Origin of the sequence: Nocardiopsis sp. Huas11 (assembly GCF_003634495.1) — a bacterium.
Taxonomy (GTDB): domain Bacteria; phylum Actinomycetota; class Actinomycetes; order Streptosporangiales; family Streptosporangiaceae; genus Nocardiopsis.
Map to the genome: position 1 here is coordinate 3,337,477 of NZ_RBKY01000001.1, position 21,014 is coordinate 3,358,490.

General features: G+C 71.5%; 22 protein-coding genes. 16 read left to right on the forward strand and 6 right to left on the reverse strand.

The window, feature by feature from the left end; all coding sequences use genetic code 11:
* The first annotated feature begins 49 nt into the window (after positions 1–49).
* Positions 50–973: an SGNH/GDSL hydrolase family protein gene (locus DFP74_RS15210; RefSeq protein WP_233570991.1), complete on the forward strand. Its 924-nt coding sequence runs from the start codon at positions 50–52 to the stop codon at positions 971–973.
* A 246-nt stretch (positions 974–1,219) separates the two neighbouring features.
* The gene (locus DFP74_RS15215) at positions 1,220–1,825 is read left to right on the forward strand and encodes a C40 family peptidase (RefSeq protein ID WP_121182301.1); all 606 of its coding nucleotides are present in this window, start codon (positions 1,220–1,222) and stop codon (positions 1,823–1,825) included.
* A gap of 26 nt (positions 1,826–1,851) precedes the next feature.
* On the opposite strand, the gene DFP74_RS15220 is transcribed toward DFP74_RS15215, so the two are convergent.
* Positions 1,852–2,469, reverse strand: a complete 618-nt coding sequence (locus DFP74_RS15220; RefSeq protein ID WP_121188278.1) for a class I SAM-dependent methyltransferase — start codon at positions 2,467–2,469, stop codon at positions 1,852–1,854.
* A 211-nt stretch (positions 2,470–2,680) separates the two neighbouring features.
* On the opposite strand from DFP74_RS15220, the gene DFP74_RS15225 reads away from it, so the two are divergent.
* The 10 genes from DFP74_RS15225 to ccsB all read left to right on the forward strand — a co-directional run bounded on the left by DFP74_RS15225 (position 2,681) and on the right by ccsB (position 14,117).
* Positions 2,681–3,655: a sugar phosphate isomerase/epimerase gene (locus DFP74_RS15225; protein ID WP_121182302.1), complete on the forward strand. Its 975-nt coding sequence runs from the start codon at positions 2,681–2,683 to the stop codon at positions 3,653–3,655.
* Positions 3,656–3,732: 77 nt separating this feature from the next.
* Entirely contained in the window at positions 3,733–4,527 is a 795-nt protein-coding gene (gene proC / locus DFP74_RS15230) for a pyrroline-5-carboxylate reductase (RefSeq protein WP_121182303.1), read from the forward strand.
* 800 nt (positions 4,528–5,327) lie between these two features.
* A complete protein-coding gene (locus DFP74_RS15235; RefSeq protein WP_121182304.1) occupies positions 5,328–6,857 on the forward strand; it encodes a DUF1109 domain-containing protein in 1,530 nt (509 codons plus the stop codon).
* 146 nt (positions 6,858–7,003) lie between these two features.
* Complete coding sequence (locus DFP74_RS15240) at positions 7,004–8,164, forward strand: acetoin utilization protein AcuC (protein WP_121182305.1); 1,161 nt, start codon at positions 7,004–7,006, stop codon at positions 8,162–8,164.
* A 149-nt stretch (positions 8,165–8,313) separates the two neighbouring features.
* Positions 8,314–9,111, forward strand: a complete 798-nt coding sequence (locus tag DFP74_RS15245; RefSeq protein WP_121182306.1) for a phosphatase — start codon at positions 8,314–8,316, stop codon at positions 9,109–9,111.
* 252 nt (positions 9,112–9,363) lie between these two features.
* Positions 9,364–9,567 carry a helix-turn-helix domain-containing protein gene (locus DFP74_RS15250; protein ID WP_053616995.1) on the forward strand — a complete coding sequence of 68 codons (204 nt, stop codon included), beginning with the start codon at positions 9,364–9,366 and terminating at the stop codon, positions 9,565–9,567.
* A gap of 364 nt (positions 9,568–9,931) precedes the next feature.
* On the forward strand, positions 9,932–10,714 hold the full coding sequence (locus DFP74_RS15255) for a TlpA family protein disulfide reductase (RefSeq protein ID WP_370013382.1): 783 nt from the start codon (positions 9,932–9,934) through the stop codon (positions 10,712–10,714).
* The gene (locus DFP74_RS15260) at positions 10,714–11,520 is read left to right on the forward strand and encodes a cytochrome c biogenesis CcdA family protein (RefSeq protein WP_121182307.1); all 807 of its coding nucleotides are present in this window, start codon (positions 10,714–10,716) and stop codon (positions 11,518–11,520) included. Before DFP74_RS15255 ends, DFP74_RS15260 begins: the two co-directional genes overlap by 1 nt.
* Entirely contained in the window at positions 11,520–13,109 is a 1,590-nt protein-coding gene (locus tag DFP74_RS15265) for a cytochrome c biogenesis protein ResB (protein WP_121182308.1), read from the forward strand. Before DFP74_RS15260 ends, DFP74_RS15265 begins: the two co-directional genes overlap by 1 nt.
* A gap of 3 nt (positions 13,110–13,112) precedes the next feature.
* Positions 13,113–14,117 (forward strand): c-type cytochrome biogenesis protein CcsB, encoded by a 1,005-nt coding sequence (ccsB, locus tag DFP74_RS15270; RefSeq protein ID WP_121182309.1) that lies wholly within the window; start codon positions 13,113–13,115, stop codon positions 14,115–14,117.
* 52 nt (positions 14,118–14,169) lie between these two features.
* Here ccsB and DFP74_RS15275 read toward each other — a convergent pair whose 3' ends face one another.
* The gene (locus DFP74_RS15275) at positions 14,170–15,144 is read right to left on the reverse strand and encodes a LacI family DNA-binding transcriptional regulator (RefSeq protein ID WP_121182310.1); all 975 of its coding nucleotides are present in this window, start codon (positions 15,142–15,144) and stop codon (positions 14,170–14,172) included.
* Positions 15,145–15,405: 261 nt separating this feature from the next.
* On the opposite strand from DFP74_RS15275, the gene DFP74_RS15280 reads away from it, so the two are divergent.
* A complete protein-coding gene (locus DFP74_RS15280) occupies positions 15,406–16,734 on the forward strand; it encodes a polysaccharide lyase family 1 protein (RefSeq protein ID WP_199725664.1) in 1,329 nt (442 codons plus the stop codon).
* Positions 16,735–16,888: 154 nt separating this feature from the next.
* On the opposite strand, the gene DFP74_RS15285 is transcribed toward DFP74_RS15280, so the two are convergent.
* Together DFP74_RS15285 and DFP74_RS15290 are read right to left on the reverse strand one after the other, a co-directional pair.
* The gene (locus tag DFP74_RS15285) at positions 16,889–17,245 is read right to left on the reverse strand and encodes a PLD nuclease N-terminal domain-containing protein (RefSeq protein ID WP_121182311.1); all 357 of its coding nucleotides are present in this window, start codon (positions 17,243–17,245) and stop codon (positions 16,889–16,891) included.
* Positions 17,246–17,309: 64 nt separating this feature from the next.
* Positions 17,310–17,510: a BldC family transcriptional regulator gene (locus DFP74_RS15290; protein ID WP_082376318.1), complete on the reverse strand. Its 201-nt coding sequence runs from the start codon at positions 17,508–17,510 to the stop codon at positions 17,310–17,312.
* Positions 17,511–17,888: 378 nt separating this feature from the next.
* On the opposite strand from DFP74_RS15290, the gene DFP74_RS15295 reads away from it, so the two are divergent.
* Positions 17,889–18,203: a DUF4229 domain-containing protein gene (locus DFP74_RS15295; RefSeq protein WP_121182312.1), complete on the forward strand. Its 315-nt coding sequence runs from the start codon at positions 17,889–17,891 to the stop codon at positions 18,201–18,203.
* Here DFP74_RS15295 and DFP74_RS15300 read toward each other — a convergent pair.
* On the reverse strand, positions 18,169–19,479 hold the full coding sequence (locus tag DFP74_RS15300; protein WP_233570992.1) for an MFS transporter: 1,311 nt from the start codon (positions 19,477–19,479) through the stop codon (positions 18,169–18,171). The genes DFP74_RS15295 and DFP74_RS15300 overlap by 35 nt on opposite strands.
* Positions 19,476–20,099 (reverse strand): helix-turn-helix domain-containing protein, encoded by a 624-nt coding sequence (locus DFP74_RS15305; protein ID WP_121188282.1) that lies wholly within the window; start codon positions 20,097–20,099, stop codon positions 19,476–19,478. The genes DFP74_RS15300 and DFP74_RS15305 overlap by 4 nt, the downstream gene beginning before the upstream one ends.
* Before the next feature lie 150 nt (positions 20,100–20,249).
* Between DFP74_RS15305 and DFP74_RS15310 the strand changes: the two genes are divergently transcribed.
* The gene (locus DFP74_RS15310; protein ID WP_121182313.1) at positions 20,250–20,507 is read left to right on the forward strand and encodes a hypothetical protein; all 258 of its coding nucleotides are present in this window, start codon (positions 20,250–20,252) and stop codon (positions 20,505–20,507) included.
* Positions 20,507–20,965 (forward strand): hypothetical protein, encoded by a 459-nt coding sequence (locus DFP74_RS15315; protein ID WP_233570993.1) that lies wholly within the window; start codon positions 20,507–20,509, stop codon positions 20,963–20,965. Before DFP74_RS15310 ends, DFP74_RS15315 begins: the two co-directional genes overlap by 1 nt.
* Positions 20,966–21,014: the final 49 nt, after the last annotated feature.

The window sequence follows — 21,014 nt, forward strand, 5'->3', positions numbered from 1 at the left end:
GTGTGCACCCCCACCATCCGACGCCCCGTGCTCCGTGAGAGGAACCCGCGTGTCCCGTTCCGACGTGTCCCCCGTCTCCCGCGCCCGTTTCGCCCCCCGCCCCCTCCGTCGAGCCCTCGCCCCCGTGGCCGCGGCCGCGCTGGGCCTGTCCCTGGTCTCGGCGCCCGCCGCCGCGGAGACCGGGGACGCCGCCTTCGAGCGCTACGTGGCCCTCGGTGACTCCTTCACCGCGGGTCCGCTGATCCCGCCGAGCGCACCCGGCTCGGACCCCCGGTGCCTGCGGTCGGACGCCAACTACCCCCGACTGGTCGCCCATGCCCTGGACGTCGCCGAGTTCACCGACGCCAGCTGCTCGGGTGCGGTCATCGCCGACCTGAGCGAGCCCCAGCACGAGGGCCTGACCGACGTCCCGCCGCAGTACGACGCCCTCACCCCCGAGACCGACCTGGTGAGCGTGGGCATCTCGGGCAACGACCTCGGATTCTCCGAGATCTTCGTGCGCTGCGCGAAGCTGAGCTTCACGAACCCGCTCGGCAGCCCGTGCGCGAACCACTACGGGGACACCCTGGACGACCGCGTGGAGGAGCTGCGCGGGGACGTGGCGCAGGTCTACGCGCAGGTCGGCGAGCGCAGCCCCGACGCGACCGTGCTCGCCGTCGGCTACCTGCAGATCCTGCCCGAGAGCGGCGGCTGCTGGCCGACCATGCCGGTCGCGCGCGGCGACGTGGCCTACCTGGACGGGTTGCAGACCTCGCTCAACACGATGATCGCCGAAGAGGCCGGGGCGGCCGGCGCGGTCTACGTCGACGTCCTCGAACGGGGCCACGACGTGTGCGAGCCGGCCGGGGAGCGGTGGGTCGAGGGGGTCGTGCCGGAGAACACGGCCTTCCCGGTGCACCCCAACGAGGCGGGGATGGCGGTCACGGCCGACCGGGTCCTGGCCGGTCTGGGCGCGGCGCCGGCCCAGGTCTGATCCCGGCTCGCCGGTGGCGCCGGCCGGTGACCGAGGGCGAGGGAGCGGGCAGCGTCGGGTGCGAAGTGTGACCCGTTTCGTCCGCGTTCTTCAACCAGTCTTTACCTTCCTTGGATACCGATTAGACTACGGAGAGTGATTTCTCTTGCTGAATATGTGACCAATGGTGATGGATGAGCGACGGGGCCGATGTCCGGACCCTGAGCCCGAACCGTCACTTGACGTCACCATGAAGGGGAACCCGTCATGCGAAAACAGCGAGAGTGCGAGCGAACTGAGGCCTGTCGTCCCTCCGGGAGGGGGCGGCAGGCCTCGCCCGTGGGCCGCTCCGGCCCGCGTGCGGCAGCGGTGGTGCTGGCGGTCGTCGCGTCCCTGGCCGCCGGGGCCGCTCCGGCCCTGGCCCAGCCCACCGCCCCGGCCGCCGCTGCGGCCCCCGCCGCCGCGCCCTCGGCCGCAGGCGCCGGGCAGGGGGAGCGGATCCACCAGTCGCTGTCCTCCTCGACCGTCGAGAAGGCCATCGACGCAGCCGAGTCCCACGCGGGCAAGCCGTACGCCTGGGGCGGCACCGGGCCGAACTCCTTCGACTGCTCAGGACTCGTCCAGGCGTCCTTCCGCGAGGCCGGGGTACGCCTGCCCCGCATCGCCCAGGACCAGGTGAACTCCGGGACCCGCGTCTCCTACTCCAAGGCCGAGCGCGGCGATCTCCTCTACTGGACCGACAACGGCGGCTACGCCTACCACGTGGCCATCTACCTCGGCGGCGGGCGCATGTTCGACGCCCCGAACTCCGGCGGCCGCGTCGGCGAACGGGCCGTGACCCGTACCAACCTCGCCGGAGCGGTCCGGCTCTGACCCCGGCCGCGCCCCTGACCCCGGCCTCAGTACCTCTTCCACCACAGGTTGACGGCGTAGTCGACCGACAGGCCGTGATGCGCCCCGATGATCTCGGCGGCCAGAGCGGGGGCGAACTCGATCCGCACGACCGCCTCGAAGGCGCGGCGGTCCTCGAAGGAGCAACGCATCGTCAACGCCTCGCGGGTGAACCCGTGCGAGGACCAGAACCGTTCCACGGCGGCCGGGTCGTACCTCGGCAGCGACCGCCGGAACCACGCGCCGAACGTGGAGCGCGTCGCGTCGTTGTCGATGACGAACGCGACCCCGCCACGGCGCATCACCCGATCCAGTTCGGCCAGACCGGGTTCGCACCCGGGACCGAAGAAGTACGCCCAGCGGGCGTGCGCGACCTCGACGACGGAGTCGGGGACGGGCAGCCGCTGGGCGGTCCCGGCCAGGACCCGGACCCGATCCAGGCCCCGCACCCGGGCGCGCGCGGACTCCGCGAGCCCCGGGTGCGGTTCCACGCCGGTCACCCGGCGGGCGCGCGCGGCGAATCCGGGCAGGTGGTATCCGGTCCCGCAGCCGATGTCGAGCACGTGGGCGTCCTCGATCGGGCGGATCCGGTCCATCGCCGCCGTGAGCACCCCGTCGGGGTCCACGGCCTCGTTCTCCAGCTCGTAGGTGAGCGGGTTCCGCCAGATGTTCGGACTGGGAATCGCGTCCTGAGGGATCACACCCGCACCTCGTGCCACATCCTGTACTCCCTGAGCACCGTCCGTTCCTCGGTCGAACGTACTCGACACCGGGCGGCGCGCCGGATTCGCGCGGGCGGTAGGCACAAAGGGGATGCGAGCGCATAGTCTGGGTTCCGTGAGCCCTATCCAGGTCCCAGACGCACCCGTCGTCCTGTCGTCGGCGTCGGTCTACCCGGAGAAGACCCCGGCCGCCTTCGAGATCGCCGCGAAGCTGGGGTACGACGGCGTGGAGGTGCTGGTCTCCTCCGACCCCGCCAGCCAGGACATCGATCTGCTGCGCCGGCTGTCGGACTACCACGGCGTGCCGGTCACGGCCGTCCACTCGCCCTGCCTCGTCCTCACCCAGCGGGTCTGGGGACGGGAGCCGTGGGGCAAACTCGTGCGGTCCAAGGAGATGGCCGAGGCCCTCGGCGCGAAGACGATCGTGGTCCACCCGGCCTTCCGCTGGCAGCGCGAGTACGCCCGCGAGTTCGAGGCGGGCGTCGCGCGCATGCAGGAGGAGACCGATGTCGCCTTCGCGGTGGAGAACATGTACCCGGTCCGGGTGCGCGACCGCGAGGTGGTGCCCTACGCGCCGAGCTGGAACCCCCTCGACCGCGACTACCCCGACGTCACCCTCGACCTCTCCCACACCGCGATGTCCGGTTCCGACGCCATGGACATGGCCAAACGGCTGGGTGACCGGCTGTCCCACGTCCACGTGGCCGACGGCTTCGGCGGCCAGAACCTCGACGAGCACCTCATCCCCGGACGCGGTCGCCAGCCGGTCGCGGAACTGCTGGAACACCTGGCCACGGTGGGATACGAGGGACAGCTGGTGCTGGAGGTGAGCACCCGCAAGGCCCCGGACCGCCAGGCCCGCCTGCGGGAGCTGGCCGAGGCGCTGGCCTTCACCCGACTGCACTTCGCCCGCCCCACCGGATCGGGTCCGGTCTCCCTCGACCGCAGGGAGCGGATCGGCCTGCTGCGCCGCCGGTCGTCCGCGCGGCCCCACCTGTTCGAGGTGGACCGGGGCGGCACCGTGGACGACACCGGACCCCTCGGCGGCGAGGGGCCCGACGCCGGGACCGCGGACGGCCGCGGCGACTGACCGCATGGTGGGACGCGGCGTCCGCGCGCGAACCGGCGGGCGGTTAGCGTGGGGGTGAACCGCAGAGAGGACCCTTCATGATCGCGATCATCGGTGCCGGGAAGATGGGCGAGGCCCTGCTGGCCGGAATGCTGGCCAAGGGCCACGCGCCCGGAGACGTCCTCGTCACGGAGCCGCGGGCGGAGCACGCGCGGGAGCTGCGCACCCGCTACGGGGTCGAGGTGGTGCCCGGCCAGGACGCCGCCAAGCGCGCCGACACCCTGCTCCTGGCACTCAAGCCGCAGGACATGCTCGCCCTCCTCGACGAGATCGGTCCGCACGTGGGCGCCGACCGCCTGGTGATCTCGGTCGCGGCCGGGCTCACCACCGCCGTCATGGAGAGCCACCTGCCCGCGGGCGTGCCGGTCGTGCGGGCCATGCCCAACACTCCGGCGCTCATGGGCCAGGGGATGACCGCGGTGGCGGGCGGGGCCCACGCCGGTTCGGCGCACCTGGACCGCGCCGAGCAGCTGCTCGGGACGGTCGGCGAGGTCATCCGGGTCGGCGAGCAGCACATGGACACCGTGACCGCGATCTCCGGGAGCGGGCCCGCCTACTTCTACTTCATCGCGGAGACGATGATCGAGGCCGGCGTCGCCATGGGCATGCCGCGCGCCACCGCGCAGAAGCTCGTGGGGCAGACCATCACGGGCGCCGCCGCGATGCTCGCCGAGTCCGGGGAGCACCCCGTGGTGCTGCGCGAGGCCGTGACCTCGCCGGGAGGGACCACGGCGGCCGCCCTGCGCGAGTTGGAGCGGCACGGCGTGCGGACCGCGTTCACCGACGCGATCGAGGCCGCGCGCGACCGCAGCCAGGCGCTCTCGGGGAGCTGACCCCCGGCGCGCGCTCCGCTCGCCGGGCGGGGCGGGCGCCTCCGATTGCCCAGGTCGGTGGCGTTAGATGCCCGCGGGGGCCGGTTGGTTGATGGCCGGGATCGGACGCGGGGTGGGGAAATTCGGGCGGAAGGCGGTGGGTACTGTGCATAGGGGGTGCTCTGTCGCATACCGTCCGTGCATCCTCGCCCCCGCGTGTCTCCCATTCCCCAGCCGACCCAGGGTCCTCCATGACGAATCCTCCTCCCCCTTCCGATCCACACGAGCCGCAGGGAGGCCCTCCCCCCGGCGGCACGCCCTCTGACGGAACCCCGGCGGGTGGCGTTCCGGGACAGCCCCAGGGCGGTACGCCGGCCGGCGGCGTTCCGGGACAGCCCCAGGGCGGTACGCCGGCCGGCGGCGTCCCTGGGCAGTTCCAGGGCGGTACGCCGTCCGGTGGCGTCCCTGGGCAGTTCCAGGGCGGTACGCCGTCCGGCGGCGTCCCCGGCCACTTCCAGGGCGGGATGCCTCCGCAGGGTCCGCCGCCCGGCGGGATGCCCCCGCAGGGCCCGCCCGGACAGCAGGGCGGGATGCCGCCTCAGGGCCCGCCCTCCGGCGGCATGCCTCCGCAGGGTCCGCCTCCCGGTGGCACCCCCGCGGGCGGGATGCCCCCGCAGGGTCCGCCCGGACAGCAGGGTGGAATGCCCCCGCAGGGTCCGCCCCCTGGCGGGATGCCTCCCGGTGGGACGCCCGCGGGCGGCATGCCTCCGCAGGGTCCGCCCCCTGGCGGGATGCCTCCCGGCGGGATGCCCCCGGGTGGAATGCCGCCCGGGCAGTTCGGCGCGCCGCCGCCCCCGCCACGACCGCCGCGGATGGGGCTCTTCACGTCCCCCTCTGCCGTCCGCACCGCCGCGCTGAACGCCTCCGGCCTGGGCGCGGGCTACTTCTACCTGCGCCAGTGGCCCTTCTTCGCCGGCGCGCTCATCGTCACGATCGGCCTGCTGATCACGGCGGCCGTCATCGGCGCGGCCGACAACCTGCTGCTGTGGACGCCGATCTTCCTCGTGTGGTTCGCGGCCGCGGCCGTGCACGGCCTCTTCGCCGGGCGCGCCCGTGACGAGCGTGGCGTGACCCGCGGCGAGCAGCTCCCCAAGAACCCGATGCCGTTCCTGGCCGCCGGCGGTCTCGCCGTGGCCGTCGCCGCCTCCCTGCTCAGCGTGTGGCAGGTCGGCGAGTGGCAGCTGCGCGTGGCCGACGCCGCGCACGCGCGCGGCGACTGCGACACGGCCGTCGACGCCTACGAGCGCGTGGGCAACGGGTTCCAGCTCTCCCTCTCGCCCTCCCTGATGCAGCGGTCGCGGGACGGGATCGCGGCCTGCGGGCTCCTGGAGACCGCGCAGGGCGACGTCGACAACGAGGAGTACGAGCAGGCACTGGACTCCTACGCCACCTACTTCGCCCACCACGCCGCGCAGTGGGAGGACACCGACGGCGAGGTCGCCGACATCCACCTGTCCTTCGCCGACGGCCTCAAGCAGACCGCGGCCGACGAGTACACCGGTGTGGTCACCGACGAGTACCGCGAGAACATCCAGCGGGCCCACGAGATCTACACCGTGATCCCGCGGGACTACGACGGCACCGCCGCCGCGGGCGAGGTCTCCGGAGCCCTGGTCGACCTCTACGACGTCGGCACCAGTGACTACGCCGCCGAGCTGTGGTGCACCGCCCACGAGCAGATCGCGCTCTTCCAGGGGCTCGCCTGGGACGAGGCCCCCGAGGTCACCGAGCGCATCGAGGCGGAGTACCCCGAGTCCGCGCGCCAGTGCGGCTGGGCGGAGGTCGACGACGGCGACGCCGCCACGGCCGAGAGCATGACCGACTTCCTCACCGCGGAGTACCCCGACTACGAGGCCGACGACGTCGAGGACCTGGTCCGCCACGTCGGCGCCGCGCACATCGAGGAGGAGATGGACACCCTCACCGCTCTCGGCGAGAGCGACTGGGGCGGTGAACGCACGGGCGACAGCGGCAACGACAAGGTGGTCATCGAGGTCGTCAACAACTCCCCGAACGAGATGCGGTTCCTCTACGTCGGGCCGGACGGCGTCCACGGCGAGATCGTCACGGACGCGTGCGAGAGCTGTGAGCCCTACGACTCGCCGCCCACCGGCAACTCCTGCTTCGACGACGGGGACCGGATGACGGTCGAGCTGGACCCGGGCGAGTACCGGCTCCTGCTCACCTCCGGCGGCTCCGGCCTGTTCGGCTCCAGGCCCCTGCACGGGACGGTCGACATGGGCGCCGGGTACAAGCAGGAGTCCTGCTTCTACACGATGTCGAACGACTGACGGCGCCGGCCCGGTGCGGCCGCGACCGCACCGGGCCGACCCCGGGTTTCGGCCCGCAGGCCCGTCTTGCGTACTGTGTGCTTCTGAGCACGCACACCTGGAACGGGGGTCACCACATGGGAGGGCGCACGTCCTGCTCGCTTCGGGTGGCATGGGACGACGGACTGACCGCCTACGACTTCGGGCCCCAGCACCCGATGGCGCCGATCCGCGTCGAGCTCACCATGGCCCTGAGCCGTGACCTCGGCGTCCTGGACGCGCCGGGCGTCGCGCTGCTGGACGTCGAACCGGCCTCGGACGAGCTGCTCTCGCTCGTGCACGACCCCTCCTACATCGAGGCGGTCAAGCGGGCGGGCAAGACGCTCGAACCCGACGACGCCCACATGCTCGGCACCGCCGACAACCCCGTCTTCCCCGACATGCACGACGCCGCCGCCCTCATCTCGGGCGCGTCCGTGGCCGCCGCCAAGGCGGTCTGGACGGGCGAGGCGTCCCACGCCGCCAACATCGCCGGCGGCCTGCACCACGCCATGCGCGGCAACGCGTGGGGCTTTTGCGTCTACAACGACCCCGCCCTGGCCATCGCCTGGCTGCTGGAGCAGGGGGCCAAGCGGGTCGCCTACGTCGACGTCGACGTCCACCACGGCGACGGCGTCCAGCGCGCCTTCTACGACGACCCGCGCGTGCTCACCATCAGTCTCCACGAGTCCCCGGCCACCCTGTTCCCCGGGACCGGCCAGGCCTCGGAGACCGGCGGCCCCGGCGCCGAGGGCTACGCGGTCAACGTCGCGCTGCCCGCCGGCACCGGCGACACCGGCTGGCACCGGGCCTTCGACGCCGTCGTGCCGCCGCTGCTGCACGAGTTCCAGCCCGAGATCCTCGTGACCCAGCAGGGCTGCGACACCCACGCCCTGGACCCCCTGGCCAACCTGACGCTCAGCGTCGACGGGCAGCGCCGCGCCTACGCCGAGCTGCACCGGCTGGCGCAGAAGACCGCGGGCGGCCGCTGGCTGCTGTTCGGCGGCGGCGGGTACGGCCTCGTGCAGGTCGTGCCGCGCGCCTGGACCCACCTGCTCGCCGAGGCCGCGGGGGCGCCCGTGGACCCCGACGCCGAGACCCCGCAGAGCTGGCGGGACTTCGTGCGGCGGCGTACCGGCGAGATGGCCCCGCTGTACATGACCGACGGGCGCGAGGTCTCCTTCTCCCCCTTCGAGGAGGGATACGACCCGGGCGACCCCGTCGACCGGGCGATCAGTGCGACGCGCACCGCCGTTTTCCCCAGTCACGGGATCGACCCCAGCCTCTGAACTCCCTGATCGGTGAATTCACCGGGATTGGGCGTGGCGGGCGCCCAGCGGGTAGGAAGAGGTTGAATACCGGGCGAACAGGAGCAGGCGTCGTGGTGGACGCACGGCGTGGCGCACGCTCGCTGCGCAGACGAGGAAGGGGAACGCCGGTGACGCCGCCGACACGCGCTGAGCTCATCACCTATCTGGTTCGCACGGGGATCGCGGGGCACGTCGACACCCCCCGCCAGAACAATCTGCGGCACTACCGGCGCCTGGTCCAGAAGGACCCCTACCACCAGTTCGGCCTGACGTTCGCCCACGACTGGACCTTCTCCGAGGTCCTCGCGCTGATGAACAAGCGCTGCGGCGTGGTGGGAGACGAGGAGTACGTCTGGGGGATCGACACCATCGACCCCGACCTGACCGTGGACGCCCTGGAGGCCTTCGCCGACCGCCTGGCCCTGGCCGCCGAGCGCCGGGAGCGGGTCATGTTCGCCACCGGGCACCCCACCAAGCTCCGAGAGACCTACCGCGCGTGGAAGGACGCCCTGGCCGCGCGCGGCTGCGAGGTCGTCACCGCGGCCGGCGGCTACTCCTACGAGGTGACCACCGAGCGGCCCCCCAACCGGCGCATCGTGGTGTGGAAGGACGACGTCGCCATCGTCACGGACGGCCACCTGTCCCGCCACAGCCACCACCCCTTCGCGATGCGGGCCATCCTGGCCGACCTCGCCGAGCGGGGACAGGCGTGGCCGCAGTTGGTCATCGCCGACCACGGGTTCGCCGGTGCGGCGGGGGAGGCGGGAGTGCCCACGATGGGCTTCGCCGACAGCAACGACCCCGCGCTCTTCCTCGCCGAACACGAGGGAAAATTGCTGGTCACCGTGCCTTTGGACGACGGATATCTGACCGAGGACTACGTGCCGCTACGCCAGTACGTGCTGGCGCGCGCGGGCCTCATGTGAGCAGGGCCGACCATTTATACCCACCTTTAAACCTCATCCGCCCCGTCGGCAACGTATATCCCCGAAGACAGGACAAAGAGGCTTTCGCTCAAGGGAACTCGGCTCTACTCTGAAAACGGACGTGTCAGTAGTGACAGCATGACACGCCGGCGTGGCGTAGGGACGGGCAAGACCGGGGTCGCTCTTCTTTCGGCTCCACGCTGGGCTGACCGGTAGACAATGCTCACGTCCGGGAAATGAGGGCGTCGAAAGATGAACGCGAGTAAGCCGCCTCTGGAAGAGGTCAGGTTCTTGACCGTGGCCGAGGTCGCCACGATCATGCGTGTGTCCAAGATGACCGTTTACCGAATGGTGCACTCGGGAGTTCTCCCCGCGATTCGCGTGGGGCGTTCCTACCGGGTTCCCGAACGAGCCGTGCACGACTACCTCCGCGAAGCCTTCGTCGAGGCTGGTTGATCAGGGCTGGGCCGACCGGGGCCGGGCGACACGCCGGGCCCTCGGTCTGCTGACTCCAGAGGCTCTCCACCTCGCCTGACGCTGCCTCGCTCGCGCCTGCCACGGCCGGAGCGACGGGGCGGCCGAAGGGTCTCCAGGGCATCTACTACACTTTGTCGTTGTTGTGGTCCGCCCTGTTCACGCCCTGTTTCGCGAGGTCCCCTCGATGCCCAGTACCAGTGCCGGCCAGCGGCTCCGATCGGCACGCCCGACAGCCCTAGGGCGCGTGTGGCGGGTACTTGCCCTGCGGCGCGTCGCCCCAGCGGCGCTCGCGCTGCGTTCTCATCAGTCGACAGCCAAGCCCGGGCTGACTCCTTCTTCGGCCTTGCGAGAGCACCACTGGCTGCGCCGCTCGCGACGGGCAGCACCCGCCACACGCGCCCTCGCGCTGGCGGCCGTGCTCGCGCTGTCCGGCTGCGCCGGCGGCAACGAGATCGAGAACGGCGACCCCGACGACCGGTTCATCTCCGGTGACGGCAGCTCCACCGTCTTCGAGGGCGCCGACCGGGTCGAGGTGCCCGAGGTCTCCGGCACCACCCTGGACGGCGACGAGGTCGCGCTGAGCGACTACCTGGGCGAGATCGTCGTCCTCAACGTCTGGGCGAGCTGGTGCGGCCCCTGCCGCGCCGAACAGCCGGTCCTGGACGAGGTCCACACCGAGTACGCCGATCTGGGCGTGGACTTCCTGGGCGTGAACATCAAGGACGACGAGACCGCCGCCCGGGCCTACGCCGAGCACCAGGAGATCCCCTACCCGAGCCTGTACGACCAGCCCGGCGAGGTCGCGCAGGCCTTCCGCGACACCGTGCCGCCCCGGTCGATCCCCAGCACGCTGATCATCGACCCCGAGGGGCGCATCGCCGCGCGCGTGATCGGCCCCACGACCTACGGCCAGCTCACGGAACTGCTGAACCCGGTGGTGGTCGAGTTCGACCTCGGCGACCCCGAGGAGCGGCCCCGGGTGGCCGAACAGGAGGCCGAGGAGAGCGCGGGCGAGGCCGACGCGGACGCGGACGCCTCGGAGGGGGCCGAGGACTCCCAGGCGCCGACGGAGCCCGCCGAGGACGCCGCGGCCGACGACGGCGCGGGGAACGGGGACTCCGACTGATGGATCCCATCGGCACGACCGTCCTGTCCGGCTCCCTGCTGCTCGCCGCGCCCCTGGCGCTGGCCGCCGGGGTGGTGTCCTTCCTCTCCCCGTGCGTCCTGCCGCTGGTGCCCGGCTACCTCTCCTACGTCACCGGGATGAGCGGCGCCGACATGCGCGCCCGCGCGGAGCGGGGCGGCGGCACCGCCACGGCGACCGCCGTCGACGTCGACACCGAGCTGGCCGCGCGCCGCTGGACCATGGTCGCCGGCAGCAGCCTGTTCATCGCGGGCTTCACCCTGGTCTTCGTCGCCGTGGGCGGCTTCATCGGCTGGCTCGGCGACGTCTTCATCGACTACACCGACCCCATCACCCGGGTCCTCGGGCTGCTCACCATCGTGCTCGGCCTGGCCTTCATGGGCGTCCTGCCGGGCTTCGCCCGCGAGTTCCGCATCCACCGGCTGCCCCGCGCCGGCCTGGCCGGGGCGCCGCTCCTGGGCGTCCTGTTCGGGCTCGGGTGGACCCCCTGCATCGGTCCGACCCTGGCCGCCGTGCAGACGCTGGCCTTCGTCGAGGGCGGCGCCGGCCGCGGCATGCTGCTCTCGCTCGTCTACTGCGTCGGGCTGGGCCTGCCCTTCGTGCTCGCCTCGCTGCTCTACCGGCGGGCGCTGGGCGCCTTCTCCTGGCTCCGGAACCACACCCGTTCGGTCACTGTGGTCGGCGGCGTCATGCTCGTCCTCGTCGGTCTGGCCATGGTCACCGGCCTGTGGACGCAGATCACCGTCGTCATGCAGGGCTGGGCCGCCGACTACCAGACGGTGATCTGATGACGACCGCGCAGACCGGAAACGACGCGCGGGGCGAGGCCCCCGAGCAGCCCACACGGCCCAAGGGGCTGGGGGTCCTCGGCTGGACCCGCTGGGCGTGGCGCGTCCTGACCTCCATGCGCACGGCGCTGATCCTGCTGTTCCTGCTGGCCGTCGGGGCGATCCCCGGGTCGATCCTGCCGCAGAACGTGGTGAGCGTCGACGAGGTCAACACCTACTTCCGGGAACACCCGGACCTGGCCCCGTGGCTGGACCGCCTCTACCTCTTCGACGTCTTCTCCTCGCCCTGGTACGCGGCGATCTACCTGCTGCTGTTCGTCTCGCTCGCGGGCTGCGTGCTGCCGCGCGCGCTGGCCCACGCCCGCGCCGTGCGCGCCCGGCCGGTGCGCACGCCGCGCCACCTGGACCGGATGCCGTACGCGGCGCGGTTCACCACCGACGCCGACCCCGTGGTCGTGCTGGAGCGGGCGCGCGGCGTCCTCAAGGGCTACCGGGTCGAGCGCTACGGCGACTCGATCTCCAGTGAGACCGGCTACCTGCGCGAGGCCGGCAACGTCCTGTTCCACCTCGCCCTGCTGGGCCTGCTGCTGGCGCTGGCCGCCGGAGCGTTCTTCGGCTACCGGGGCAACATGCTCGTGGTGGAGGGCGACGGGTTCGCCAACACGCTCACGTCCTACGACGCCATCTACCCCGGCCACTGGACCGACACCGACCGCCTGGAGCCGTTCACGTTCCACCTGGACGACTTCGAGGCGTCGTTCATCGAGGACGGCGACCTGCGGGGCCAGGCGTCCTCCTACGTCGCCGAGCTGACCTACAAGGAGTCCCCGGAGACCGAGGAGGGCCGGCACCGGCTGGAGGTCAACCACCCGCTGACGGTGGACGGCGTCCAGGTCTACCTGCTGGGCCACGGGTACGCCCCGGAGTTCGTCGTCCGCGACGCCGAGGGCGACGTGGTCTTCGACCAGGCCGTCCCCTTCCTGTACCGGGAGACGGCGACCTTCACCTCCGACGGCGTGATCAAGGTGCCCGACACCGGGGGAGAGCAGCTCGGCTTCGTCGGCGTGTTCCTGCCCACCGCGGCCGAGGACGGGGCGGGAGAGCTGGTCTCGACCTACCCGGACGCGGAGAACCCCGCGGTGACCCTCCAGGGCTACCAGGGCGACCTGGGGCTGGTCGACCCGCAGTCGGTCTACCAGCTGCGTACCGAGGGCATGGAGGAGCTCGGGGAGTCGCCCACGCTGGAGGTCGGCGACACCTGGGAGCTGCCCGACGGGGCCGGATCGATCACCTTCTCCGGCGTCAAGGAGTACGTCAGCCTCCAGAGCAACCGGGACGGCGCGCGGCTTCCGGCGCTGACCGCGGCGACACTGGCGGTCGCCGGCCTGCTCATCACCCTCTTCGTACGCCCCCGGCGCGTGTGGGTGCGCGCGCAGCGGCGGGAGGACGGCCGCACCGGCGTGGAGGTGGCCGGACTCGGCAAGACGGAGGCGGCCGGAGACAACGCCGAGTTCCACGAACTGACCACGCGACTGGCCGGGCGGCTACGGGCCGACACCGGCGACGCTACCCCTGACGAGAAGGAGTGACCGGTGACGTACACACTCGCCGCACCGGTGAACGAGACGATGGCCTCGGCCAGTGACACGCTCATCATCGCGATGATCGTCGCCTACGCGGCCGCGCTGTTCCTCTTCGCGATCGAGGCCGCCTACGGGCGGCGCACCAGCCTCAAGGCCGGCCGGCTGATGCCCGTGGCCGTCGGGGCCCGTGAGGGCGAGGGCCCGGGGGCCGACGACGGTATCGAGGTCAACGTCCGCAGCACCGAGGGCGAGGCCCAGGCCCCCCGAAGCCTGATGGGGCGGCTCGCGCTGGGCGTGACGATCCTGGGCTTCGCGCTGAGCGTGGCGCAGATCGTCTCGCGCGGTCTGGCGGCCGGCCGCTGGCCGTGGGGCAACATGTTCGAGTTCATCGTGGCGCTGTGCCTGATCGCCGTCGGCGGCCTGCTCTACGCCTCGTTCCGCTACCAGGCGCGCTTCCTGGGCGCGTTCGTGCTCGTCCCCGTCCTGCTCCTGCTGGGCATCGGTGTCCGGTGGCTCTACGTCGACCCGGGCCCGCTCATCCCGGCCCTGCACTCGTACTGGGTGCCGATCCACGTCACCGCGCTGATCATCGCGGGCGGAGCGTTCATGGTCTCCGGGGTCACGGGGGTCACCTACCTCGTCTCCCACCGCGCCGAGGCCAAGCGGGCGCTGGGGGAGAAGGTCGCCGGTATCGCCGGCCGCCTGCCCAGCCCCGAACTCCTCGACCGCATCTCGCACCGATTCATCCTCTTCGCGTTCCCGATCTGGACCTTCGGCATCATCGCCGGCGCCATCTGGGCGGACGAGGCCTGGGGCCGCTTCTGGGGCTGGGACCCCAAGGAGGTGTGGTCGTTCATCTCCTGGGTGATCTACGCCGCCTACCTGCACGCCCGCGCGACCGGCGGCTGGCGGGGACCCAAGGCCACGTGGATCAACGTGCTGGGCTTCCTGACCGTCATGTTCAACTTCTTCGCGGTGAACTACGTCTTCAGCGGCCTGCACAGCTACGCCTGACCCAGGGCCGGGACCGGGGCCGGCGGTGCGGGAACGGGCCCGGCCCCGGCCCTCACCGCCGGGCGGTGGAGTCGCGGACGACCAGACGGGTGTCCAGGGACACCGTGCCGGGCGGCTCCCCGGTGGTCACGGCCTGGAGCAGGAGATCGATGGCGCCGCGTCCGGCCGAGGCGACGGGCATGTCCACCGTGGTCAGGGCCGGCCGGAAGTAGCGCGCCGCGTGGGTGTTGTCGACTCCGACCACGCTGAGGTCCGCGGGCACCGACAGCCCGAGCCGCTCCACCTGCTGGACGAGTCCGACCGCGACCATGTCGTTGTAGGCCAGCACCGCGCTCACCCCGCTGGAGACCACCTCGTCGGCGGCCGCGGCCCCGCCCTCCTCGGTGGGCGGGTTGGGGCCGATCCGGCGCACGCTCACCCCGAGCTCCCCGGCGCACGCCTCGGCGGCGCGCACCATCTCCTGGCCGGTCCACGAGGCGCGCGGGCCGGTGAGCACGGCGATGTCCCGGTGGTCCAGCGCGGCCAGGTGCTCCACGGCCTCGCGCACGCCCGCGGCGACGTCCATCAGGACGCACGCCATGCCGCTGACACGGCGGTTGACCAGGACGAACGGGACGTCGCGGCCGAGTTCGGCGATCACCTTGTTGCTCAGCCGGGGCGCGACGAGCAGGGCGCCGTCGACCTGTTTGGCCATGGAGCGGACGAGCTCCTCCTCCACGCGCGCCTGCTCGTCGGTGTCGGCGACGAAGACGTGGTAGTCGCGGGCCCGGGCCTGGGCCTGGGCGGCCTTGATCAGCGGGGGGAAGAACGGATTGGCGATGTCGGCGACGATGAGCCCGAGGTTGCCGGTCCGCCGGGTGGACAGGGCGCGCGCGGCGCGGTTGGGACGGTAGCCGAGCTCGTCGGCGGCGGCCAGTACGCGCGAGCGCGTCCGCGCGTTGACCAGGTGCGCCGCGGAGAAGGTCCGCGAGACGGTGGAGACATGGACGCCGCTGGCGCGGGCGACGTCCCTGATGGTCACGGCCACCCGCGACCTCCGTTTCCTGGTGCAGTCGAAGGTGGATCTTGATTCTACGACAACAGCAATCGGTTGCTAAAAGTCAGTCGTCGTGACGTGCTGTCCACAGAGCTCGTTCCTACGGATGCTAGTGCAGTTTTCCGAAGTTTTCCATGACGATCATGTGACGAAGGGGTTGACTGGACAGCGACTTTCGAGGCATCTTCGTGCAAACGTTTGCAGTACGGGCACGACACGGCCCGGACTGATCCCCCGAGCGGACGGACGATCATGCGAAGACTGGCCCTGCCCGTGACCCTGACCATGGCGGTGGCGCTGACCGCGACCGCGGTCACCACCGCCCACGCCGCGCCCGCCGACCGCGACCACCACCCCCGTGACATCACCCGCCAGGTGCTCGCCGACGGCGACGGCTGGGGCTCGGCCGGCGACGGGACCACCGGCGGCTCCGCGGCGGCGGAGGAGGACGTCGTCCACGTCGCCACGATGGAGGAGTTGCGCGACGCGGTCGGCCCGCGCGAGGACGGGCGGCCCCGGATCGTGGTCGTCGAAGGGCTCATCGACGGCAACACCGCCGCCGACGGCTCGCCGCTCGGCTGCGAGGACTACGCCGTCGACGGCTACACCCGTGAGGACTACCTGGCCGCCTACGACCCGCAGGTGTGGGGCTGGGAGGACCCCGAGGGCCCGCTGGAGGAGGCCAGGGACGCCTCCCAGGACGTCCAGGCCGAGCAGATCCGGGTGTCGGTCGGCTCCAACACCACCGTCGTCGGCGCGGACGGGGACTCCGGCCTGACCGGGGTGGCGCTGCGCGTCAACAACGTCGAGAACGTCATCCTGCGCAACCTGACCTTCTCCGACGCCTACGACTGCTTCCCGGGCTGGGACCCCAAGGACGGCAACACCGGCAACTGGAACTCCGAGTACGACAACATCGAGATCTCCGGGTCGACCAACGTGTGGGTGGACCACAACACCTTCGACGACGGTGACAACCCGGGCAGCGAGCTGCCGGAGTACTTCGACAGCAAGTACGAGATGCACGACGCCCTGCTGGACATCGTGCGCGAGTCCGACCTCGTGACCGTGTCCTACAACCACTTCGTGGAGCGGGACAAGGCGATGATCGTGGGCAACAGCGACGGCCGGGTCACCGACCGCGGCCACCTGCGCATCACCTACCACCACAACCACTTCGACGGCCTCGGCCAGCGGGCGCCGCGGGTGCGCTACGGCCAGGTCCACGTCTACAACAACCACTACACGATCGCCGGCGACCTGTACCAGTACGCGCTCGGCGCCGGCCGCGAGTCGCACCTGTACGCGGAGAACAACGTCTTCGACCTGCGTGACGGCATCGGCGCCGGCGAGATCGTCTACAACTGGGGCGGCACGGACATGGTGGCGCACGGCAACGCCGTCATGTACGAGGGCCGGGGCCGGATGCACGGCGTCGACCTGGTCGCCGAGCACAACGCGCACTACCCGGACCGTCAGCTGGGCACCGAGCAGACCTGGACGCCGGAGTACGTCGACCGGGTCCAGCCGGTCGGGGCCATCCGCTCCCTGCCGCGCCGGGTGGGCGCCGGCCTCCTGTAGGACGAGCGGGGCGTCCCGGCCGACCGGGGCGCCCCTTCGATCGGCTCACCCCGCGCGGGGCGAGCAGGTCACCGGGCTCGTCGCCCGGGAGTGAGAACGATGGTGGGGCCGTGCCCGGATGGACACGGCCCCACAGTCATGTTGTTCGCCGTGGTCAGTCGTCCGGATCGATCCGTCGACGCAGACCTCGCAGGAACTCGGGATCGTCGTCCGGACCGAGTGGGTGCGGGCTGTCCGAGGGCTTGGCGAAGTCCGACGGGTCCAGGTCGTCCGCGGCGTTCGCGGCCTGAGCCGGGGAGGGCGCGCTTCCCTGCACGGGGACGCCCGGGCGGGGCCGTCCGAGGAAGAGCCACAGAATCGAACCGACCGGCATGAAGAGCGCGATCACGACGAGCCACAGGATCTTCGGAAGGTTCCGCACGTCCTGGGCAGGGGTGGTCAACGCGTCGAAGAACGCGTACACCCACAGAACGATCGTCACGAGCGTGATCAGGCCACCGAGCCACACCATGGTTCCAGCCTACTCTGATCTGTCCACTGCGCACGGTCGGGACGCCGCGCGCGGCGGGATGCCCTCAGGGGGTGCTTTCGCTCGGTTCTCCGAGCAGGAGCGCCCGGACCTCGGACTCCCGGAAGCGGCGGTGGCCCCCGGGGGTTCTGATGCTGCTGATCCGCCCGGAGGCGGCCCAGCGTGTCACGGTCTTGGGATCAACCCGGAAGAGTGAGGCCACTTCCCCGGGGGTCAACAGGCGTTCGGTTGCTCGTTCCACCTTCACGTTCCCCCAATCATGCCCGCCTTGGAGTTTGGGGGCGGCGGGCGTTTGATCCCCTAGTGTGCACGAGTTGGTCCGTTTCCTCCCTAGTTTTCGGAGAAATTGCCGCGTTGGGGGGAGGAGTACCGGATATGTGACCGGAACGTGATGTTCGGGCCCTGCTGTCGGGATTGGAAACATCCCATGACTTGGTGAATCGCGACTTGCCGGACCTGGTGGGTGGGTGCCCTGGCACGGCCTTAACCTGGAGGGAGTCCCTTCGAAGCGGCGTCCGTGAGGGAGTCGCGACCGCATGGAACACGCCGGGGCCGGGCGCCTCGCACGTGGATGCGGCGTGGTGACCAATCTAGTCCAGGTAAACGTCTGTTGTGAGGCTTTTCAATGCGTAGTTGGCTGACCTACACGGCCGCCCGAGTCGGCTTGTTCGCGGGGGCCCTCGGAGTGGTCTACCTGTTCGGTGCCCGGTCGTGGATCGCGCTGGTGCTCGCGTGGCTCATCAGCGGGCTCGCCTCCTACGTGCTGCTCTCCAGGCTGCGGGACCAGATGTCGGCCTCCGCGGTACGGCGGATCGAGAACCGCAGGGCCCCGGGCGTGGCCGATCGGATCGAGGGCGGCGCCTCGCGCGAGGACCACCTCCAGGAGGAGGTCGCCGACACGGCCGTCAAGCAGGGGGAGACGGAGACCCGGGAGTCCTGACCGGGGCGTGCGCGGGCGGTGCCGCCATCGCGGCGGCGGCCGGACCGAGCACCGGCAGGGTCGTCGCCAGCAGGTAGACGGCCGCGCAGACCAGCAGGACCGGCGAGGTCCCCACCAGGCCCACGGCCAGGCCCACGAGGGGAGCGCCGACGGGCGCCCCGATCCGGGCGAGCGCCCCGACCACCGCCATCCCGCGACCGGTCATGTCGGCGGGCAGCCGTTCGAAGAGGACGGCCGACAGGATCGGGTTGATGAGTCCCCCGGCGAGACCGGAGGCGCCCCACACCACGAGTACGGCCCACAGCGGCACGTCCAGGGCCAGGACCAGGATGCGGGGCGGGCCCGAGACCAGGAACGCCGTGAAGAAGGTGGCCCGCCGGGGCAGCCGGTGGCCGATCCACGCCGCCGTCACCGCGCCGAGCACCGAGGCCCCGCCGAGGACGCCCGCGATCAGCCCGACGGTCTGCGCTCCGGCGCCGTGTCCGGCGACCCACACGGGCAGCACGACGGTCATCACCGCGACGTCGACCAGGTTGGTGACCATGATCATCAGCACGAGCGCGCGCAGGCAGGCATCGCCCCAGACGGTCCGCCACCCCTCGTAGAGCTGGGCGAGGTAGCCGGCCCTCGGGGGCGGGTCGGCGCCGCCGCCGGCGGCGGGCGGGGCGTCGGTGCGGCCGAGGGAGCGCGGGACCAGCGACGTCAGGACCACCGACGCCAGCACCATGAGCACGGCGTTGGCGTAGAGCGCGTGCAGGGCGCCCGCCGTGGCCACGACCGCGCCGGCCGCGATCGGCCCCACGGTCTGCGAGAAGCGGTCCACCGTGCCGGTGAGCCCCGCCACGCGCTCGACCCTCATGCGGGTGGCGGCCGCGACGAAGGGCGTGAGGGAGACCTTCGCGGTCTCCGAGGGCCCTGTGGCCAGTCCGACGACGGTGACGAGCACCAGCAGCAGCGGGAAGGCCAGCAGGCCCCTGGCGTGCAGCAGGGGGACGCACAGCAGGGCCACGGCGGCCACCACGTCCAGGCGCACGCTGACCACCCGGTGCCCGAGCCGGTCCAGCAGCGGCCCGCTCAGCAGGCGGGCCAGGGTGTAGGCGCCCAACTCACACAGGGTCACCAGGCCCATGTCGGTGGCGCTGCCGGTGGTGGTGAGGACGAACCACGGGAGGGCGACCATCGCCAGCCGGGTGCCGGTGTAGGAGCACGCCTGGGCCAGGACGAGGCCGACCAGCGGGCGTCGGCTCGGGCGCCGGTCCGGCGCGGCCCGGCTCACTCCCGGTCCTGCGGCGGTTCGTCGTCGGGGCCGGGGCCGGGGAAGGCCGCGAACTGCGTGGTGACCACACGCGCGCCGGGAACGTCCTCGTCCACGTCGCGGGCGTAGCGGTCCAGGACCGCGCGGATCTCCTCGCGCAGCGCGGCGAGTTCGTCCACCGTGAGCCGGGTCCGGCGCTCGGACATGACCTGGGCCTCGCGCCAGCCCTCCGGCTGCGAGCTCCACCGCTGGACGGCGCCGCCCAGGTCCTGCGCCCAGCGGGCGGCCAGGGCCAGGCGGACGGCCGTGCTGAGCTCGGGCGCCTCGGTGTCCAGCTCCTCGGGCAGCCGGAAGCCCCGGTGCGGGGCGCGCCACCAGCGCTCCCTGGTCGTGCCGAGGTCGGGCGCCTCCTCGACGAAACCGTAGGTGAGCAGTTGGCGCAGGTGATAGCTGGCGGAGGCGGAGGAGATGTCGAGCCGCTCCGAGACCGCCTTGCCGGTGGCGGGGCCGCGGTTCTGCAGCAGGTCCAGGATGCGCAGTCGCAGCGGGTGGGCCAGGCCGCGCAGGGAGAGGGCATCGGGTACGGCGGCCTTCGCGAAGGGGTCGTTCGGACCGTCGGAGGCAGGGGAAGCGTCGTTCATGCCCGCCACCATAGACGCCCAAGACTCCTTGGCCAACAACTGTTGGCCAAGGAGTCTTGGCCGATTTCGGCCGCACGGTCGGTGTGGTTTCGCCGAGCTAAATTCTAGTTTTTTAGTACCTTGCCCTGCAATCCACCTAGTCTTACACTCATGGTGAACAAGCGACTCAAGGCGAGGGCTGTCCTTGCGCTGGCACGCAGGCATGCGCGCAAGCGAGGGCTGCGGATCGAGGAGATGAGGGGCCGGGGAAAGGGGTCGCACCGAACTTATGCCGTCCTCGACGCGGAGGGGCTGGAAGTCGGGTTCTTCGGCATCACAGACCATCCGCGAGAACTCAGCTGGACGGTACTGCAAGGTGTGGAAGACAGCTTGGCACACCTCTTCGGTACGAAGTGGATGGAGAAGTGATGCCCGACTACACCGTTACGGTCACACGCGACGAGGACCTGTGGGCTGTCGTGATCGACGGCCTCCCCGAGAACGTCGCGGGTGTGGCTGACTACGTGCGCTTCGACGAGATCCGTGATGAGGTACCTGAGTTCATCGCGGACCTTACAAGGTCTGACCCCGATGACTTCACGATCACCTGGCGCTATGAGTTCGGTGGCAAGGACGTGACGGAAGACGTCCTGCATGTCATCGACGCCGAGGCACGCTTCGTCGAGGCCATGGCCGAACACGAACGCAGCCGGGCCAAGGCTCTGGAGGCCATGCGCGAGGCGGGGCTCTCACAGCGTTCGATGGGGGAGGTCGTGCACCTGTCCCACCAGCGGGTCCAGCAGCTGTTGAGCGGGTCCGGCGGTTCGGGGCGCCGTGGGCGCAAGCCGGGGAGCAAGGCCGCGCGGGAGAGCGAGCCGGTCACCTGAAGCGCGTGCGGCCCCACCGGTTACGCCCGGTGGGGCCCGCAGACGGGAG

What these genes read in the sequence shown, in the direction of transcription:
- DFP74_RS15285 (WP_121182311.1), bottom strand. Translation starts at nt 17,245, where the DNA reads ATGGTGTGGCTCGGTGGCCTGATCACGCTCGTGACGATCGTTCTGTGG.
- DFP74_RS15215 (WP_121182301.1), top strand. Translation starts at nt 1,220, where the DNA reads ATGCGAAAACAGCGAGAGTGCGAGCGAACTGAGGCCTGTCGTCCCTCC.
- DFP74_RS15235 (WP_121182304.1), top strand. Translation starts at nt 5,328, where the DNA reads ATGCCGCCCGGGCAGTTCGGCGCGCCGCCGCCCCCGCCACGACCGCCG.
- DFP74_RS15250 (WP_053616995.1), top strand. Translation starts at nt 9,364, where the DNA reads ATGAACGCGAGTAAGCCGCCTCTGGAAGAGGTCAGGTTCTTGACCGTG.
- DFP74_RS15315 (WP_233570993.1), top strand. Translation starts at nt 20,507, where the DNA reads ATGCCCGACTACACCGTTACGGTCACACGCGACGAGGACCTGTGGGCT.
- DFP74_RS15310 (WP_121182313.1), top strand. Translation starts at nt 20,250, where the DNA reads ATGGTGAACAAGCGACTCAAGGCGAGGGCTGTCCTTGCGCTGGCACGC.
- DFP74_RS15305 (WP_121188282.1), bottom strand. Translation starts at nt 20,099, where the DNA reads ATGAACGACGCTTCCCCTGCCTCCGACGGTCCGAACGACCCCTTCGCG.
- DFP74_RS15295 (WP_121182312.1), top strand. Translation starts at nt 17,889, where the DNA reads ATGCGTAGTTGGCTGACCTACACGGCCGCCCGAGTCGGCTTGTTCGCG.
- DFP74_RS15260 (WP_121182307.1), top strand. Translation starts at nt 10,714, where the DNA reads ATGGATCCCATCGGCACGACCGTCCTGTCCGGCTCCCTGCTGCTCGCC.
- DFP74_RS15280 (WP_199725664.1), top strand. Translation starts at nt 15,406, where the DNA reads ATGCGAAGACTGGCCCTGCCCGTGACCCTGACCATGGCGGTGGCGCTG.
- proC (WP_121182303.1), top strand. Translation starts at nt 3,733, where the DNA reads ATGATCGCGATCATCGGTGCCGGGAAGATGGGCGAGGCCCTGCTGGCC.
- DFP74_RS15265 (WP_121182308.1), top strand. Translation starts at nt 11,520, where the DNA reads ATGACGACCGCGCAGACCGGAAACGACGCGCGGGGCGAGGCCCCCGAG.